General features: G+C 62.2%; 14 protein-coding genes, 1 tRNA gene and 1 pseudogene. 5 read left to right on the plus strand and 11 right to left on the minus strand.

The annotated features are described in order from the left end of the window. Positions 1 to 23: 23 nt before the first annotated feature. The 7 genes and pseudogenes from AC3A4Z_RS16555 to AC3A4Z_RS16585 all read right to left on the minus strand — a co-directional run bounded on the left by AC3A4Z_RS16555 (position 24) and on the right by AC3A4Z_RS16585 (position 8653). Positions 24 to 1757, minus strand: coding sequence for a thiamine pyrophosphate-dependent enzyme (locus tag AC3A4Z_RS16555; protein WP_498712749.1), 1734 nt, complete (start codon positions 1755 to 1757; stop codon positions 24 to 26). Between the two features lie 50 nt (positions 1758 to 1807). Then, complete coding sequence (locus tag AC3A4Z_RS16560) at positions 1808 to 3328, minus strand: amino acid permease (protein ID WP_498712750.1); 1521 nt, start codon at positions 3326 to 3328, stop codon at positions 1808 to 1810. Between the two features lie 77 nt (positions 3329 to 3405). Continuing rightward, complete coding sequence (locus tag AC3A4Z_RS16565) at positions 3406 to 4338, minus strand: glutaminase (protein WP_498712751.1); 933 nt, start codon at positions 4336 to 4338, stop codon at positions 3406 to 3408. Then, positions 4335 to 5930, minus strand: a complete 1596-nt coding sequence (locus AC3A4Z_RS16570; protein ID WP_498712752.1) for a PucR family transcriptional regulator — start codon at positions 5928 to 5930, stop codon at positions 4335 to 4337. Before AC3A4Z_RS16570 ends, AC3A4Z_RS16565 begins: the two co-directional genes overlap by 4 nt. A gap of 207 nt (positions 5931 to 6137) precedes the next feature. Next, positions 6138 to 7088 (minus strand): patatin-like phospholipase family protein, encoded by a 951-nt coding sequence (locus AC3A4Z_RS16575; protein WP_498712753.1) that lies wholly within the window; start codon positions 7086 to 7088, stop codon positions 6138 to 6140. 661 nt (positions 7089 to 7749) lie between these two features. Then, positions 7750 to 7839: transfer RNA gene (locus tag AC3A4Z_RS16580), tRNA-Ser, on the minus strand. Between the two features lie 219 nt (positions 7840 to 8058). Then, positions 8059 to 8653 (minus strand): annotated as a pseudogene (locus tag AC3A4Z_RS16585) (recombinase family protein). A gap of 348 nt (positions 8654 to 9001) precedes the next feature. Here AC3A4Z_RS16585 and AC3A4Z_RS16590 point away from each other — a divergent pair. From AC3A4Z_RS16590 to AC3A4Z_RS16600, 3 genes are all read left to right on the plus strand, one after another. Continuing rightward, positions 9002 to 9328: a hypothetical protein gene (locus AC3A4Z_RS16590; RefSeq protein ID WP_498712754.1), complete on the plus strand. Its 327-nt coding sequence runs from the start codon at positions 9002 to 9004 to the stop codon at positions 9326 to 9328. 111 nt (positions 9329 to 9439) lie between these two features. After that, entirely contained in the window at positions 9440 to 9799 is a 360-nt protein-coding gene (locus tag AC3A4Z_RS16595) for a DUF2750 domain-containing protein (protein ID WP_498712755.1), read from the plus strand. A 194-nt stretch (positions 9800 to 9993) separates the two neighbouring features. Further along, positions 9994 to 10314, plus strand: a complete 321-nt coding sequence (locus AC3A4Z_RS16600; protein WP_498712756.1) for a DUF7957 family protein — start codon at positions 9994 to 9996, stop codon at positions 10312 to 10314. Between the two features lie 97 nt (positions 10315 to 10411). Here the strand turns inward: AC3A4Z_RS16600 and AC3A4Z_RS16605 are convergent, their stop codons facing one another. Beyond that, positions 10412 to 10657 (minus strand): hypothetical protein, encoded by a 246-nt coding sequence (locus AC3A4Z_RS16605; RefSeq protein ID WP_498712757.1) that lies wholly within the window; start codon positions 10655 to 10657, stop codon positions 10412 to 10414. Positions 10658 to 10845: 188 nt separating this feature from the next. Between AC3A4Z_RS16605 and AC3A4Z_RS16610 the strand changes: the two genes are divergently transcribed. Next, positions 10846 to 11430, plus strand: coding sequence for an SMI1/KNR4 family protein (locus AC3A4Z_RS16610; RefSeq protein WP_498712758.1), 585 nt, complete (start codon positions 10846 to 10848; stop codon positions 11428 to 11430). Between the two features lie 214 nt (positions 11431 to 11644). On the opposite strand, the gene AC3A4Z_RS16615 is transcribed toward AC3A4Z_RS16610, so the two are convergent. From AC3A4Z_RS16615 to AC3A4Z_RS16625, 3 genes are all read right to left on the minus strand, one after another. Continuing rightward, positions 11645 to 12103 carry a hypothetical protein gene (locus AC3A4Z_RS16615; protein ID WP_498712759.1) on the minus strand — a complete coding sequence of 153 codons (459 nt, stop codon included), beginning with the start codon at positions 12101 to 12103 and terminating at the stop codon, positions 11645 to 11647. An 81-nt stretch (positions 12104 to 12184) separates the two neighbouring features. Beyond that, complete coding sequence (locus AC3A4Z_RS16620; protein WP_498712760.1) at positions 12185 to 12613, minus strand: DUF6188 family protein; 429 nt, start codon at positions 12611 to 12613, stop codon at positions 12185 to 12187. Between the two features lie 162 nt (positions 12614 to 12775). Continuing rightward, on the minus strand, positions 12776 to 13138 hold the full coding sequence (locus tag AC3A4Z_RS16625; RefSeq protein ID WP_498712761.1) for a PASTA domain-containing protein: 363 nt from the start codon (positions 13136 to 13138) through the stop codon (positions 12776 to 12778). A gap of 758 nt (positions 13139 to 13896) precedes the next feature. On the opposite strand from AC3A4Z_RS16625, the gene AC3A4Z_RS16630 reads away from it, so the two are divergent. Then, positions 13897 to 15690 (plus strand): HNH endonuclease signature motif containing protein, encoded by a 1794-nt coding sequence (locus AC3A4Z_RS16630; RefSeq protein ID WP_498712831.1) that lies wholly within the window; start codon positions 13897 to 13899, stop codon positions 15688 to 15690. Positions 15691 to 15707: the final 17 nt, after the last annotated feature.

Below are 15707 nucleotides of genomic sequence, written 5' to 3' on the forward strand. Positions count from 1 at the left end.
CCGCTGCTGTTTGTCACTTAATCTCAGTACGCCTTCACGCGCTGTTCGACGATGAGGTGGATCAGGGCGAAGACGCCGACCTGGTCGATGGCGGCGAACGCTGCATTAAGGGCGGCCGGAATGTCCTTGTCCTCGGTGACCGTGATTCCAAAACCGCCGAAGGCCTTGGCCATCAGAGCGAAGTCGGGGTTCTGCAGTTGGGTACCCGACACGCGCTGTGGATAGTGCCGTTCCTGGTGGGTCCGGATGGTGCCGTATTCCTGGTTGTCCATCACCACCACCAAGGGAGTGGCGCCGTACTGGGCGGCGGTGGCGAGTTCCTGGCCGTTCATCAGAAACTCCCCGTCCCCGGCGATGGTGACCACCCGGCGCTCCGGGTCTGCCAGGGAAGCCGCGATGGCTGACGGCACCGAATACCCCATGGAGCCGTTGCGGGCACTGATCATGGAGGCGTAGCGGCGGGTGGGGAAGTAGCGGTGGGCCCAGTTGGTGTGTTCCCCGGCGCCGAAGGTCACCATGGCATCCTCGGGCAGCCTCGGCACGAGATTCGCCATCAGGGTGTCCATCCTGGCCTGCCCCGCTGCCGGGACAGCCGAAGGCAACGCGGCGAAGTGCTCCTGCTCGCCCCGCATCCGCTCCGTCCACGCCTTCCACTCTTCCTTCACCGGCAGGTCAATGCCGGCCAGGTCCTGCACAAAAGCCTCCGGCTTGGAGAGGATCTGCCGCGATACCGGACCGGAGCGCCCGCGGAGCGACGGGTCCACGGTCACCAGGAAGTTCTTTTTGTTCCAGTCCTGGCGGCAGACGAACCCGTCCGTGATGACGTCCCCCGGCACCGTTCCCACAAACACCAGCAGATCGGTTTCCTCCAGCAGGTCGTACGTGGGGCGGGGCCGGCCGTAGCCGATGGGGCCCACGTAGGAGGGCGAATCGAAGGACACTGTTCCCTGCGTCCGCCACTCGGCGACTGCCGGGATCTGGTGCCGTTCCAGCCAGCCGGTCAGCTGGTCCGCCGCTTCCTGGGTCCAGTCATTGCCGCCGGTGACGAACAATGGCTTGCGCGATTCCGCCAGTGCAGCGCGGAGGGCCGTGGCGTCCGTGCTGCTCATGCCGCCGGCGGCCACGGGAATGGCGGGATGCAGCGCCGGCTCGATCTGCTGGCGGATGATGTCCTCCGGCAGGCCCACCACTACCGGGCCGGGGCGGCCGCTCATGGCGGCGAACATCGCCTCGGCCACGATCTCGGACGCCCGCTCCGCGTGGTCCAGGACCATGACGCGCTTGGCACCGGTATCGAACCAGGCCTTGATGTCGAACTCCTGGAAGGCCTCCCGGTCGCGGTGGGCGAACGGGATCAGGCCCACAAACAGCAGCATGGGAGTGGAGTCCTGCCACGCGGTGTGCAGACCAACGTGCGCGTTGGCAGCGCCCGGCCCGCGCGTCACCATGGCCACTCCGGGGCGCTGGTTCATCTTGCCGTCGGCCTCGGCCATGTAGGCCGCACCGCCTTCATGCCTGCACACGATGGTTTCGATGTCCGAAGCATGCAGGCCGTCCAGCACGTCCAGGAAGCTTTCGCCCGGCACCACGTACGTGCGTTCCACGCCGTGCGCCAGCAGCGAATCAACTATGACGTGCCCCGCGGACTTGGTTGCCGGTGGTGCCTTCTCTTCCTGGGCGTGGTGCTGCCGGGAAGGCTCGACGGCGGCAGGCCGGGTGGGTGATGCGGTCAGGGTTGCTGCGGGTTCGGTTGTCATGGTCTTTCTTTGTTGTTCGGGTTCTTGGATGGCTGTTGTTGTTTTCCGGATTACCTGAAGGTCTCGGCGGGTGGGTTGGCGATGACGGGGGAGAGGCCGGTGTGGCCTTCGCGGGTTTCGGCGATTTCGCGGATGCGTTTGCGGCAGGCGTACCAGCCGAAGACCATGAGGGCGGATGCGATGGCGGTGACGAGCATGGTCAGGGGTGAGTCGATGAAGACCATGGTGAGGACGCCGGCGAGGAAGAGCAGGGAGAGGTAGCCGGTGTAGGGGGCGCCGAACATGCGGAAGGAGGGGCGTTCGAGCCAGCCTTTGTCGGCCCAGCGTTTGAGTTGGATCTGGCACAGGACGATGGTGGCCCAGGTCATGATGATGCCGACGGAGGCGATGTTCAGGACGATTTCGAAGGCTTGGGCGGGGACGAGGTAGTTCAGTGGGACGCCCAGGAGGGAGACGCCGGCGGTGATGGCGATGCCGCCGTAGGGGACGCCTGCTTTGTTCATCCGGGAGGCGAATTTGGGGGCGGAGCCGTTGACGGACATGGAGCGCAGGATCCGGCCGGTGGAGTAGAGCCCGGCGTTGAGAGAGGACAGGGCGGCGGTGAGGACGACGAGGTTCATGATGACGTCCACGCCTTGGATGCCGATGGAGCCGAAGAACGTTACGAAGGGGCTGACGCCTTTTTCGTAGGAGGTGTAGGGCAGCAGCAGGGCCAGGAGGATGACGGAGCCGACGTAGAACACGGCGATGCGGAAGACCACGGAGTTGATGGCTTTGGGCATGATTTTTTCGGGGTTTTCGGTTTCGCCGGCGGCGGTGCCGACGAGTTCGATGGAGGCGTAGGCGAACAGGACGCCTTGCATGAGGATGATCATGGGCAGCAGGCCGTTGGGGAAGATCCCGCCGTTATCACTCAGGAGGCTGAGGCCGACTTGTTGGCCGTCGACGGGGGTGCCGAAGATGACGAAGTAGGTGCCTACGAGCAGGAAGATGACCAGGGCGGCGACTTTGATCAGGGCGAACCAGAATTCCATTTCGCCAAAGACCTTGACCGAGACGAGGTTCAGGGCCAGGACGACCAGCAGGGCGGTCAGGGCCCAGGCCCACTGCGGGACGTTGGCCATCCAGGGGATGTAGTTGCCGAAGAAGTGCATGTAGAGGGCGGCGGCGGTGATGTCCACGATGGTGGTGGTGGCCCAGTTGATCCAGTAGAACCAGCCGGAGACGAACGCGGCTTTTTCGCCGAAGAATTCGCGGGCGTAGGAGACGAACGAGCCCGATGAGGGCCGGTGCAGGACCAGTTCGCCCAGGGCGCGCAGGATCAGGAACGCGAAGAACCCGCAGACCGCGTAGGCGATGACCAGGGACGGGCCGGCCGCGTTGAGGCGGCCGCCGGCACCGAGGAACAGGCCGGTGCCGATCGCACCGCCGATCGCGATCATCTGGATCTGCCGGGGCTTCAAATTCTTGTGGTAGCCCTTGTCCTCGGCATGCAGGGCAGTCTCGGAGGCATGCGCATGCCCACCGTCTATCTCGTGTGCTGCAACCTCGTCATTGGGGTTGTTGGGCATGGGTGATCCTTTCGATCTGTTGAGATCTAACTGGGTTGTGGGGAGGTGCGCTCACATGGCAGGCAAGGAAACGCAGGTCAGAAAACGGACCAGCCGGTGCGGTCGGAAAGGTCGGCGAGGGCGGCTGTTCCGGCCAGGGAATTGCCCTTGGCGTCCAGCCGGGGGCTCCAGACGCAGATGGCGCACTCACCCGGAACGATGACCAGGATGCCGCCGCCCACTCCGCTTTTACCGGGAAGGCCCACCCGGTAGGCGAACTCGCCGGCGGCGTCGTACATGCCGCACGTCAGCATAATGGAGCCCACGCGTTTGGCATCGCTTGGCGACAGGACCGGCCCCAGCCTTCCCTGGCCTTCCCGGGCCAGGAAGAGTCCGGCTTTGGCGAGCTCAACGCAGCTCATCATGATGGAGCATTGGCGGACGTAGTTCTCCACCACTGATTCCGCCGTCTGCTTCAGGTTGCCGAAATCCTTCAGGAAGTGCGCCAGGGCCAGGTTGCGGCTGCTGCCGGACAGCTCGCTGGACGCTGCCGCCTCATCGATGAACGGCCCGGGGCTGCCCGCTTCTGCGGTGAGGAACCGCAGAAGCTGCGTGGCGGCGTCGGACGTTTCTTCCATCAGGTGGTCCGTGACCACCAGCGCGCCGGCGTTGATGAAGGGGTTGCGCGGGATCCCGTGTTCCACCTCCAGCTGGACCAGCGAGTTGAACGCGGTTCCGGAAGGTTCACGCAGGACGCGGGTCCATAGTGTCCCGGTGGTGTCACCCCGGAGCGCCATGGCCAGGGTGAAGACTTTGGAGATGCTCTGGATGGAGAAGGGGACGTCCGCGTCACCGGAGCTGAAAACCTGGCCCGACGTGGTGGCGACCGCAATCCCGAACGAGTTGTACGGAACTTTTGCCAGGAAGGGGATGTTTGCCGGAACGGAGCCGGTCTCGTGCCGCGGCCGGTGGCTGAGGACAAGATCGTCAAGGAGGGGGCCGAGCGGCGGTGCCTGGAGTGCCGTTGTCATTTCCTGCCTTGATGTTCTGTGGAGGTAGCCGTTTGTTCCTGGATATGGAGCAAGGCCACCAGGGAGTCTCGGGGGTTGCCGAAGTCCAGGCCGGTCACCCTGGATGCCTTGCTGATCCGGTAGTAGACCGTGTTCTTGTGCAGCTTCATCCGCTGGGCGCATTCGGCGACGTCAAGGGATGATTCGAAGTAGACCCGGAGGGTTTCCGCCAGTTCAAGGTCCTTCCGCAGGAGGGCCGAGAGGCTGCGGTGGCGGAAGCCCGAGGCCGCGAAATTCTGCACGGCCTCGCGGAAAAGGATCTCTCCTTCGAAATCGTCGACGGTGGCAACGGCCGTTTGCGCGGACCCGGCAACGCAGCTCAGGAGCGCCTCCGCGATCCGCGTGACGGAATGGATGGACAACAGGTCGGGGACAACGGGTCCCACTGCCGCAAAGGGGGTGATGCCCAGGTGCTTGCGCGCATCGCGCACGATGGACTCGGCGAGGGCCCGGAGCCCCGGTTCCTTTGCTGCGGACTGCAGGCCTGGAACGATCACCGCGGTGTCCCCCTTGAACTGCCCCACAATGGCCGACGCCTTGTAGGCAGCCGCGTGGATGGACGCAAGGTTGGCAAGCTCGCCGTGCTTCAGGGCGGCGTCATCCGCTTGGGCTTCGGCATCCGATATTCCGATCAGGATCAGCGCGGCCGGGCGTTCTGCGGGGATCTTCTCGCTGTGTGCGCTGGCTGCTGCCTCCGCCGGGCCTGAGAGGATCCGGGCAATCCGGTCTTCGCGCATGTGCACTGACTGTTGGTTGCGGTAACGGATCAGCTCGGCCGAGGTCCGGGCGGCGGAGCCTTTCAGCACATGGTCGACGTCGGGGCCGAAGCCGCCGCCGGTCTCCTGCAGCCAGATGTAGCCCATGATCCGGTCCCCGGCGAAGAGAGTGATGGCCACCCGCTCGCGCAGCCCGTCCTGGGGCCTCGCCGGCACGCGGACCGGGAGCCGTGTGCCGTGCAGTTCCCGGTAGGCACCGAGGTCCTTCAGCAGCAGCTCGTATTTCCGGGGACCCCGGCGGGCCAGGATGGAGGCTTTGCGAAGCTCATCGATGTCGTTGGAGACGGTGGAGTATGCCAGAACCTTGTTGGCGGCGTCCTCGATCACCACATGGCTCGAGGTGAGCCGGGCGGTGGTCTGGGCGATGGCAAAAAGGTCTTCTTCCAGGAGCGTCAGCACTTCGCTCTGGTAGCTGCGCGGCTGGATTCTGTCCTTGGCGATGGAGAGCAGACGGTCCCAGTCGGCGGCAGGGTTCACGAGGAGCAGGCCGGTGCCTGCGTCACGGAGCAGTTCCTCAGCCTCGGAGAGCTCTTCAATACTTCCTTTGACGGCGACCACCGGGGGCGGGTTCTGAAGGAGCCGCCGCAACGCGGGCAAAGCCGACCGCCCGCGGACCCCAATCAACAGGACAAAGGCGCCGGCGCCGTCGGGCATCTCGTCCTCAGCGTCTGCGATCAGGAAACGTTCGATCGCGGAACCGTTCGCCGGGCGGAGGATGAGGCTTGCAAACCCCAGGGGAAGATCCGAGAGGATGTCGTCCACCGTAACCGCGGTCATGGGTTCCTTCTGCGTCGATCGGTTCCGGACGGCTCTGTCCGGTCAGCCCATGGTATCCAGCCATGGTCCGCCGGAATTTGTGAGGGAACCCCAATTCAGCGGTTCTTTTTCGGTTCGTTGTCCAAGCCTGGGCGCTTGCTCTTCCCCTATGCCGGTGAACGGCCTTGCGGTCCCCGCGATGAGGAGCCTCAGCGCGGGGACCGGGACTCAGCGCCAGAACCCGGTCAGCTGCCCGGCCAGGGCCTTACCTTGTTCATAACCGGCCTGGGCGGCGGGCGGACGAAGTGTGAAATCCATCGCGTTGGCGCCGAACATATGTTCCGAGCTGCTGTCCGGGAAAATCGTCTCGATCCAGCTGCCGTGCACACGGAGCTCATCCACCTGGGTTGCCAGCTGCACGCCCCAGTGCAGCGGCGCCAGCGATCTTCCGCCGAAGGGGGAGAGCACCAGCACCCTGCTGTACCCGGCAGCCAGGTCGGCATTTTCGGCGTTGGACCGGTAGCCGCCGTCGATGTAGGGGGTTCCGCCGATCCTGTAGGGAAGGCCGCTGGAACAGCTCGCGGCGACGGCGTCCACCAGGTCGATTCCGCTGTGGCTGTCGAACACCGCCGGTTCACCGGTCCGGGCATTGACCGCCGTGATGAGGACCCTTCGTTGGGGCCAGTGCTGATTCGGCAGCCGCGAGGCGACGATGGTGCGCCATTGTGCCTGCCAGGTACCGTCCGACGCCGCCTCCATCTCCAGTGCTGCGGCGCCCATTTTTCGTCGCATGTCAGCCGCACTCTCGGAGGAGGCGATGATTTTGTTGATCCTCTCCAGGTGGTCAACTACGGGCTTGGTGCGAGCGCTTTGCGGGGCGGCTCCAGCCGGAACGGGCCGTTGTGGCGGCGCGGTGGCAAGGATTGCGTCGAACAGTTCGGCGGGGGTCGCGCCCGAGATCTGGGCTGCGGCTGTGGAACCGGCAGAAGTTCCGATGGTCAGATCGGCTGTGGTGACGTCCAGCCCGGCATCGGACAGCCCGGCCATAATGCCGACTAGCCAGGCGTTTCCTGTTGATCCGCCGCCGCCGAGGACCAGTGCCCGACCCTGGCTTGGCTTTTGCGGCTTGGAAGCCGTCTTCAAAACGGTGTTTCGAGGGGAAGAAGATGTTTCATTCATGGGAGTCGCCTTTCGCGAATTGCCTGTTACGGCGCTCCCGGCGGCGACTATTTGTGTCGCGCGATCATGGACTCCAGGGGAGCGCCCAATATGGATACTGCGTTCATGGGACTCACCTCCTGTTGAAAGATCACGATCACGGGAAAACTACCACGCCCCCATGTTCCTGTCGACGGGCAACGACTGATGCGCGCCTCCCCTGGATCAACCGGACCGGGTTATGACAGAACGTGTGTAGGGGAGGGGCCTTCTTGCCAGTAAACGCGCGGAAAATCGGCGATGGCTAAGCTTCTGAAGCTGAGGGCGGCCGGGGTGTTTGCGGAGCTGTAGTTCGTGAACGCAAACGCGCCATCAGCTCCTGCCGCTCCTCGGGCAACGCGCCACCACCTCCTGCGCTTTCCGGTCAACGCTCTATCAGCTTTTGTTGCTTTTCGCGCATGGCTCCACCATCTTCTGATGAAGTCCGACGGCGGTGCTGCCGCCGCCGGATGCCTTCACCCCTCCGTAAGGCCCTCTTTCTGATGGAGGATTGGCCGATTAATGCCAGAGACGATGGAGGGTTTTGTATCGGGGCCTGGAGCTTGGGCTGGCTGTTGGCCGGTACCAGGTACAGCAAAGGCCCTGACTCCCCTTCTTAGAAGGGAAGCAGGGCCTCGCTAATTGGCGGTGACGGTGGGATTTGAACCCACGTTGGCTTTTACACCAAACAACATTTCGAGTGTTGCACCTTCGGCCGCTCGGACACGTCACCAACCTCAATAGGGTACCGGAGCGAGGCGCCCAACCCCAAAACGGGCGCACTCGATAGGCCCTTGCCCCCTTGTCAGTCCTTGCTCGATCGCCTTCCCTACTGCATGCGACGGTGGCATGTGCGGTGTGTGCGAGGCCTGGCCGTTGGTACATGAAAGGAGTCTCAAAGCTGGGTGAAACATCCATGCTTGTGAATGTTGGCGGTAAAGGGCTTGCGGCGCTAAATGTCGCCGTGCTGGTTCATGAGTGCTCGTGACCGCCTGTAGAAGGTTGCCCGGGACATTCCGAAGTCGCGGGCGACCTGCGCCGCGGGCTCACCGCCTTCGACCAGGCGGAGTGCGTTTCGAATCTGGCTGTCGTGACCGGAGGGGTCTGCCGCCGAGGTCCTTTCCAGCTTCCCTGCGTTTGGCGATCGAATCCGTGATGCGTTCGCGCTTGATCTCGTGTTCCATCTGCGCAAGGGCGGCCATAATGGTGAACAGCATCGACCCCATGGGTGTCGTTGTGTCGACGTCACCTCCGCCGAGATTCAGGACACGAAGACCCCCACCCCTGCCGCGGAGTTCATCGGCAAAAGTGAGCATGTTTTGAGTGGATCGCCCGAGCCGGTCCAAAATCGTGATGACGAGGATGTCACCCTCCATGAGCGCGTCAAGTGCTTGATCGAACTGGGGTCGTGAAGAGCGTGCTCCGGAGACTCCGTGGTCGATGTAGAGGTCATCGCGTCGGACGCCGGCGGCAAGTAGATCCGTCCGCTGCCGGTTGGCGGACTGCTGCCGTGTCGAAACTCGTGCGTATCCAATAAGTTTCGTCATGGCTATCTTGAAGTGTCTTATAACTGATGGTTAGTACGGCAATCTAAGCAGCAAGTTTCGAGACGTAGTTATGAGAATGGCCGCGGTCAAAGAAAGTAGCGTGATTGCACTGGAACCCAGGTCTTGACCGCGCGGGTTCTTGTTCGCCGGATGGGCGGTCTCGTTTCCTAAGGGTTTTGAGACGCTTGGGTGTGTAGCGTTTAGGGCGCCTTCACCGGGCAGTTTTGCGGGCAGGGTATACGGGACACCTTGATTAGCGGCTTTGCGAGGGCGCAGCTCAGCACCGGATTGTCCCGATGGAGGACCGACTTACGGGCGCAGGTCTGGGCTGGATGTGATGATAAGCCGATGAATCATGAGATGTTTCAGTATTTGCCTTGGCCCTTCCCTAATAATGAGTTTCCTGCCGATCTGGGCGCTGTGGTCATGCGTTCAGTTCTTGACGGCGTTATGCCGGCACTTCAGGTCCTTCACGATCCAGAGGGCGGGTGGGCTGTTGCTGACGGCGTGGGGGATCCGAACGATCAAAGGGCTTTGGTGGTTACGCATATCCGGCATGTGACTGATCATGATCCTTCCCTGAATGAGCTGGCGACGATGCCTCCAGGAACAGAGGCCAACCGCGAGAGCGTCAACGGCGATTGGGAGCTTTCCAGATTCACCTGGGACGACTAGCAAGGTAACGGATGCTGGCACATGAGACGCACCGTAGCGCAGCGGCCGCGGAACCAAGCTCTTAAGTGTTCGGTGAAGAATGTGTTTCGGAGAGTCTGAGACGATGCCGCTATGACAATTAGCAGCGCGAACGCAATTGCATTCTTCGAGGAAGTCGTCCGCGAACAGCAAGTCTGGACGATCAGGGACGCTCACGGTTTTCCATCCCCGCTCGGAAGCGATGGACTTCGTAGCATGCCCTTTTGGTCTCTGAGTTCACGAGCAGAGCGGATCGTCTCTAATGTCCAGGACTATGCCGGCTTCGAGAAAGTCATGATCCCTCTCAGTGAGTGGCGATCAAGGTGGTTGACCGGTCTGGAACGAGATGGGCTACGTGTGGGGCTCAACTGGTCCGGCCCTCGGGCAACAGGCTACGACGTGGAGCCAGGTGAGGCCCTCGCATCCTTGACCGCTCGCGAAGCATCGGAATAAGTGCCCGTGGAGGATCCCTCAAGGGCGCCCACGCGCGCTCTGGTGCTTCAAACGCCTGCCGGCGCCGGCGAACTGCGGTTGCCTGCCCCGACTCCGCAACATCGCGACGCTCGTTGACAGTTTCAGATGTCAGCGGCGCATATGCCAGGAGCTGTCCGCACACCTGGTTGCCGTGGGCAGCGTAGGCTTCCTGCATGTTCAATGGCATCAATGATGACGGCAAAGTCCTTGGGGTGACCGTTCTAGACATCAAAGAGCTTCCAGCCGAGAACTCGGTCATTGTCCTCCTGGACTACATGGAGATGGGCGAGGGTCCCGCCCGCAATCTAGCAAAATTCAGGGAACAAGGAGCACTAGTCTGGATCGCAGACCTTCCGGAGGCAGATTCTCGGGAATGCTACGTCTCTATGGACCTATCTGTTGACGGCGCAGTTTTCGCGAATACCTGGAATGGGTACCGCGTGACTATCGATGGCGAAACCGGCAAAGTACTAGACCACGAATTCACTAAGTAACCCGCGAGCACGACGACTCAAAACCCTGACCACAAAAAGTCGGCCAGCTTGCAACGCTCCGACGTCCGGTAAGGGATCCACATATAGGATGAGCGGCTCACGAATCCGTTACGGCTCGCAGAAGCTTCCGGAAATCATCAAGGGCGACCTTGCTTTGGCGATCGACGTCAAGCTCGTCTTCAACAGTTGCTGTGCCCGATTCCACGTCGAGCAGCACATTGAATGTGTTGTACGTAAAGTAGCGCTGGCCGTTCTGTAACTGTTCGATTGTGGCGAGAAGCTGAGCCCGGATGAAGTCGTTGAGCTCCCGGGTTAGAAACTCGTCAAGGGGTGAAACATTCATTCTTCTCCGTCACCCACCTGTGGTCTTTTGGCGTCAGGATCACCGCCTAGATTCAATCACAGACGACCGCGGAAATTGGTCGGTCAGTCGGGCTCAGCTGCTGGCGGCAAGAATGCACGCTGAAGGTTCGCACACGATAAGGGATTGCCTCACCGGACGCACAGTCGGTGAACTGTTAGGTTCCTACCATGAGCGAGAGCCTAAACGAGTCCCTGCAGATTATCGCCAGACATCTGTCCTATATGCAGCGCCCGGTACTTCAAGTACTGCAAGGAGGCATTGCCGGATCTGACGTTTGCCGACAACTAAGCACAGCCGGCTTAGCCGCTCCGGACGGCCTGGCAACACTCTATGAGTGGCATAACGGAACCCTGGACTACCCTGGCGCAAAGCTTGATGACATGCACATAGTGCCTGGCTTCTACTTCCCTGACCTTAATGAGGCGCTCACCAACTATGCCACGTTCAAATCGGATCCCCGATGGAGGGAGGATTGGCTTCCCTTGCTGGCAAATGGAGGAGGCGATTTTTATGCCGTTGATTGCTCAGACAATGCAGCCACCCAAGGTCACGTTCATCACTTCATGCTGGACGAGATAGAGCATCCTCTCGAATACCTCTCGATCTCTGCTATGTTCTCCACTTTTGCAGCGGCATATGACCGGCAAATCTACTTCCTTCACCCTTCCGGGTACTTGGACGCCAACGATGAAGCCTTTGTGGATATGGCGAGAACGATGAACCCTGCTGCCCCTGGCTGGGCTCTGTACTGACTCGACACGATTGGAACAACAGGCCAGCGCGGCCCGTGGCTGCACTTGAAAACGCTGCCCTGGCGGGTGACACCTGCGCGTCCGTTGGAGGATCCCCTTACGCGACAGTTGACTCCTGCGCCACAAACGCGGGGCATCAACTCCCTAGAGTTAGTAGACGCCCAGGACGAGATTTGCTGGGCATACCGCACGGCGGTCCTTCGGCTGGGATTTCCTATCCGGGGAGCGCTCCGCCTGCAATCAGGATTCCTTCCGCCATGATCCACTGGCCCCATGCACAGCCAATAGCCACAGCAGGTATGAGGATGTAGGTCGCAATGCGTGAACCTTTGCCCATCTGATATGCATCGGTATTCCTTCCCGAACGCAGGAATCCGACAAGCACAGCCGGAGCGGGAAACATCGCAACCTGCATGGGGAGCCCCTTGCCGCTCCTGTCGTACTTTCCGTCGTACGGCATCCTGGTTTCCCAGGGAACACTCGTGAACGTGTAGATGGCAATGCCGATGCAGAGTGCCAGGGCGATCCATTTGACGACTTCGACCCGCCGGCAAGCTACCTTGCCCAGCCTGAGGTCCTCTTCCGTCAACCCCTCCGGAATGGCTGTCTGCTCCGCATCTGAGCTAGCGCCATCCTTCATGGTGTATTCACCCTCTTTTGGCGCAACACCCAATGGCCGAGCTGTTCATAATTCTTCTCCCCCATGGCTTCAACCCTACCGACCGCCACAGCTGTCGCCCGCTGAAGGATCCCTCTACGAGCTGCCCCAAAGGGCCAGCTCACCTCCGGGCGTGGACACGATCAGTAGTCCGTCTGGACCAGTGACGTTCCACGCTTCGTACGCCGACTCGGATTCCGGCACCACGCTCAGCCGGAAGCCGTCCTGGATGACAATTTCAAGCCGTCCGTCGTCGAAGGCTCTTGCCTCAGCAACCACCTTGGAGCGCGAGAGCGGCAGAACGGGACTGAGCTGGTCGAAACCGCCGCCCGGTTCGACTACATGTGAAGTGCCATCGGGGTGCTCAAGAACGAAGCTCTCCTCGATGGTGATTCTGAAATGTCCGAGAACCAGAGTCACCTGGAAATCCAGGACGAGTTGCAGGATGAGTTGCCCACTCACCTCGAGAAGCCAGTAACCCTCGAATCTTTGAGCCCCGCTCATGGACGCCGGAACATAGGCCACAACGGCCCCCTTCCTACTAAGCTCCACCCTAGCCCTGCCCATGGGCCGGCACCCCAAAACGAAGAGTGTCTCTCATGGCATCGGATAATCCAAAGGAGTGTCCGTAAGCCGGTGGGCTAACGGGCGCTTCCGCGTTCAATAGGGGATCCCTCACCGGATAACTCACGACTCCGTGTCGCCCTCCGCATGGGTTTGCAATGAGGGGGTTGGCCCGCCCGTCTGCTCCGGCACGTCGCTTCGGGCTTGACCGTCCTGAACGAAGGTGATCTGAATTTGGCTGCCCCGCGCAAGGACCGACCCTGCCGGAGGATCTTGGGAGGTCACCCAGAATAGCCCTGGCCACGTGCGCGAGCGAAGGCCTGGACCATCAGGGTCCCCGGCTGCGAGACCGAACCCAAGGTTCGCCGCAGTCTCCTGTGCGATATGGACAGGCTGCCCAACCAGATCGGGAACATTTAGCATCTGGCGTTCGACCACCTCGGCATCTCCTTTGCGCCCTAAAACTGGTGCGGCAAACTGAACCATCTATTCATCAGGTTAGCGCCGGTGTTCGGTGCGTCCCGTAAGGGATCCCCTTACGTGCACCCGAAGCTGGGTGTAGCCCGCTCAGCCTGTCCCGTAACCTTTGAGCCTCAAAAACCCTAGGTCATGCGAGGCGGTTAGTCGTCTGGCGAGGCTATAGTCAGGGTGCCTTTTTCATATTGCTAAGCCACATTGAAGTTACGAAGCTGGCGGTGAGGACTGAAGGAACCACCACTAGCCAAATCGGTCCATGCAGCGCACTCAGTCCTCCGGCCAGCAACGCTGCGGCAATTATCATGAGGCCTGAGATCAGAAGCATCCTGCCTGTGCTCTTCTTGGCTGACATGGCGCTGACTATACAGAACCGCGTGCAGATGTCTGCGTCACCTGTAGGGAGCGTCAGGTGGAATCCCTTACGGGCAATCGAAGCTGCCCGTGGCCCGACTCAACCGTGTCTCGTAACCTGGGCGCCTCGAATCCCTAGAGATTCAAGACAGCCGACGTGCAGTGGTGCGACAAAGAGCGATCACAAAAGGCCGACATTGATCGGCAAACTCCACATCCACGCTCAATGTGAGCGGGAAAAGTTTGAAAAGTCTTTGGCAGGGACCGGTTAGAGGGCCGGTTTTGTCAGACCCCCGCAAGATGATGGAGGTATGGGAACGGACCGGGTGGTGGTGCAGGCGGAGGACGTCATTGGTGCGCTCGCTGCGCGTTCGGAAGCGCCCGGTTTTGTCATACCCCTTCAGGATGATGGAGGTATGGAAACGGATTCGGCGGTGGTGCAGGCCGAGGGAGCTATTGAGGCCTCGGTCGCTGCCTTTATGGCTGCGCTGATAGGCCAGGATGCTGCTGTGTCCGGCCCGGACGCTTCGGGAGGCGCTGCCCCTGGCGGTCCCGATGATGATCCGTTGCAGCGGTTGGCTGATGCGGCGGTGGATGTTCTCGCGGCGGTGGGGCGGTCGGAGGCGAAGATCGCGGCGGTGAAGGCGTTGGCGGTGGCGGTGCTGGCCGGGGCCACGAGGGCGTTGAATGGTCCGGCGTCGTCTCCGCAGGAGGCCACGGCGCAGGACCGGAGCCTGGTGGCCGAGGTCGGGTGTGCGTTGGCGATCGGTGACCGGGCGGCGGGGGCGTTGCTGGCTGAGTCCCATGCGTTGACCACGTCGTTGCCGCGGGCGTTGGCGGCGTTGCAGGCCGGGACGATGTCCTGGGCCCATGCCCGGACCATGGTGGAGCAGACCTCCTGCCTCGATGCGGCCGCGGCGGCGGCGTTGGAGGCCCATTTCCTGGACCCGGACGCGCCGGGCGCGGCACGCGGGTGTCCGATCGGGGAGATGCCGGCGTACCGGTTCAAGGCCAGGGCCCGGGCCTGGCGGGAACGCCACCACCCCGAAAGCCTGGAAAAACGCCATGCCAGGAGTGTGGCGGACCGGCGGGTGGAGTACTGGCCGGACAACGACGGGATGGCCTGGGTCGCCGCGCTCCTGCCTGCGGACCAGACCTCGGCAATCTGGAACCGGCTCACCGCCATTGCCCGCGGCAAGCAAGGCCCGTACGAAACCCGCACCATGCCCCAGCTTAAAGCCGATACCTTCGCCGAGGGACTCCTCACCACCGGCACCACCGTGGGTGGCGGTGCTGACAGTACCAGTGGCGACAGCCTCGACGGCTGCGGGGCGGACAGCCCTGCTGATGGTGGTGAATTTGCCGGTGATCGAACCAGTTCCGGAACCGCTCCCGGCCCACGATCACCGATCCGGGCGCAGGTGCTGGTCACCGTGCCGGCCTTATCCCTGATGGGCATGACCGATGAGCCGGCAATACTGGACGGGCACGGGCCGATCCCGCCCTCGATGGCCCGCAGGCTCGTCGCCGATGGTGCCGCCTCGTTCTACCGGGTCCTGGTGGACCCCCGGGACGGGGCGCCGCTGGAGATCGGCCGGACCAGCTACCGGGTGAGCAAGGCGATGCGGCAATGGCTGAGGCTGCGGGACGGCAAATGCCCCTTCCCCGGCTGCAGCAACAGCTCCCTCGATAACGAGGCGGACCATATTCTCGCCTGGGCCAAGGGCGGCAGCACCGGGATACCGAACCTGGGACAACCCTGTCCGAAGCACCACAAACTCCGCCACACCAGCGGCTGGAAACCCACCCCGGCCAGCAAAACCGAACCACCCGGCTGGACCTCACCCACCGGCCGCCACTACAAAAGCGAACACCAGGACTGGGAACCACCCCGCTGGCCAGACGCCGCCGTGCCGGAAAACATCCGCGCCTTCGATGACCTCCTCGACCTATGGGAACTTCCCGATGACCTTTCCGGAGTGCCGACACCGCCGGAGGACCTTTCCGGAGTACCGACACCGCCGGACGACCTTTCCGAAGTCTGCCCTCCGCCGGACGAACCGCCTTTCCCCAAGGAACTTTTTGACGACGAGATTCCCGAAGAGACCTTCGCGGACTGGTTCCTGTCGCGAGACAACCCGCCTAGTGACCCGATCCCGGAAGAACGTTTCCGGAACACGATGCGCGAGGCGAATACGGGCGTCACGTGAACGATCGTGAGGAGGAC

The sequence above is a fragment of the Arthrobacter sp. Soil_C_49 genome (assembly GCF_057656635.1).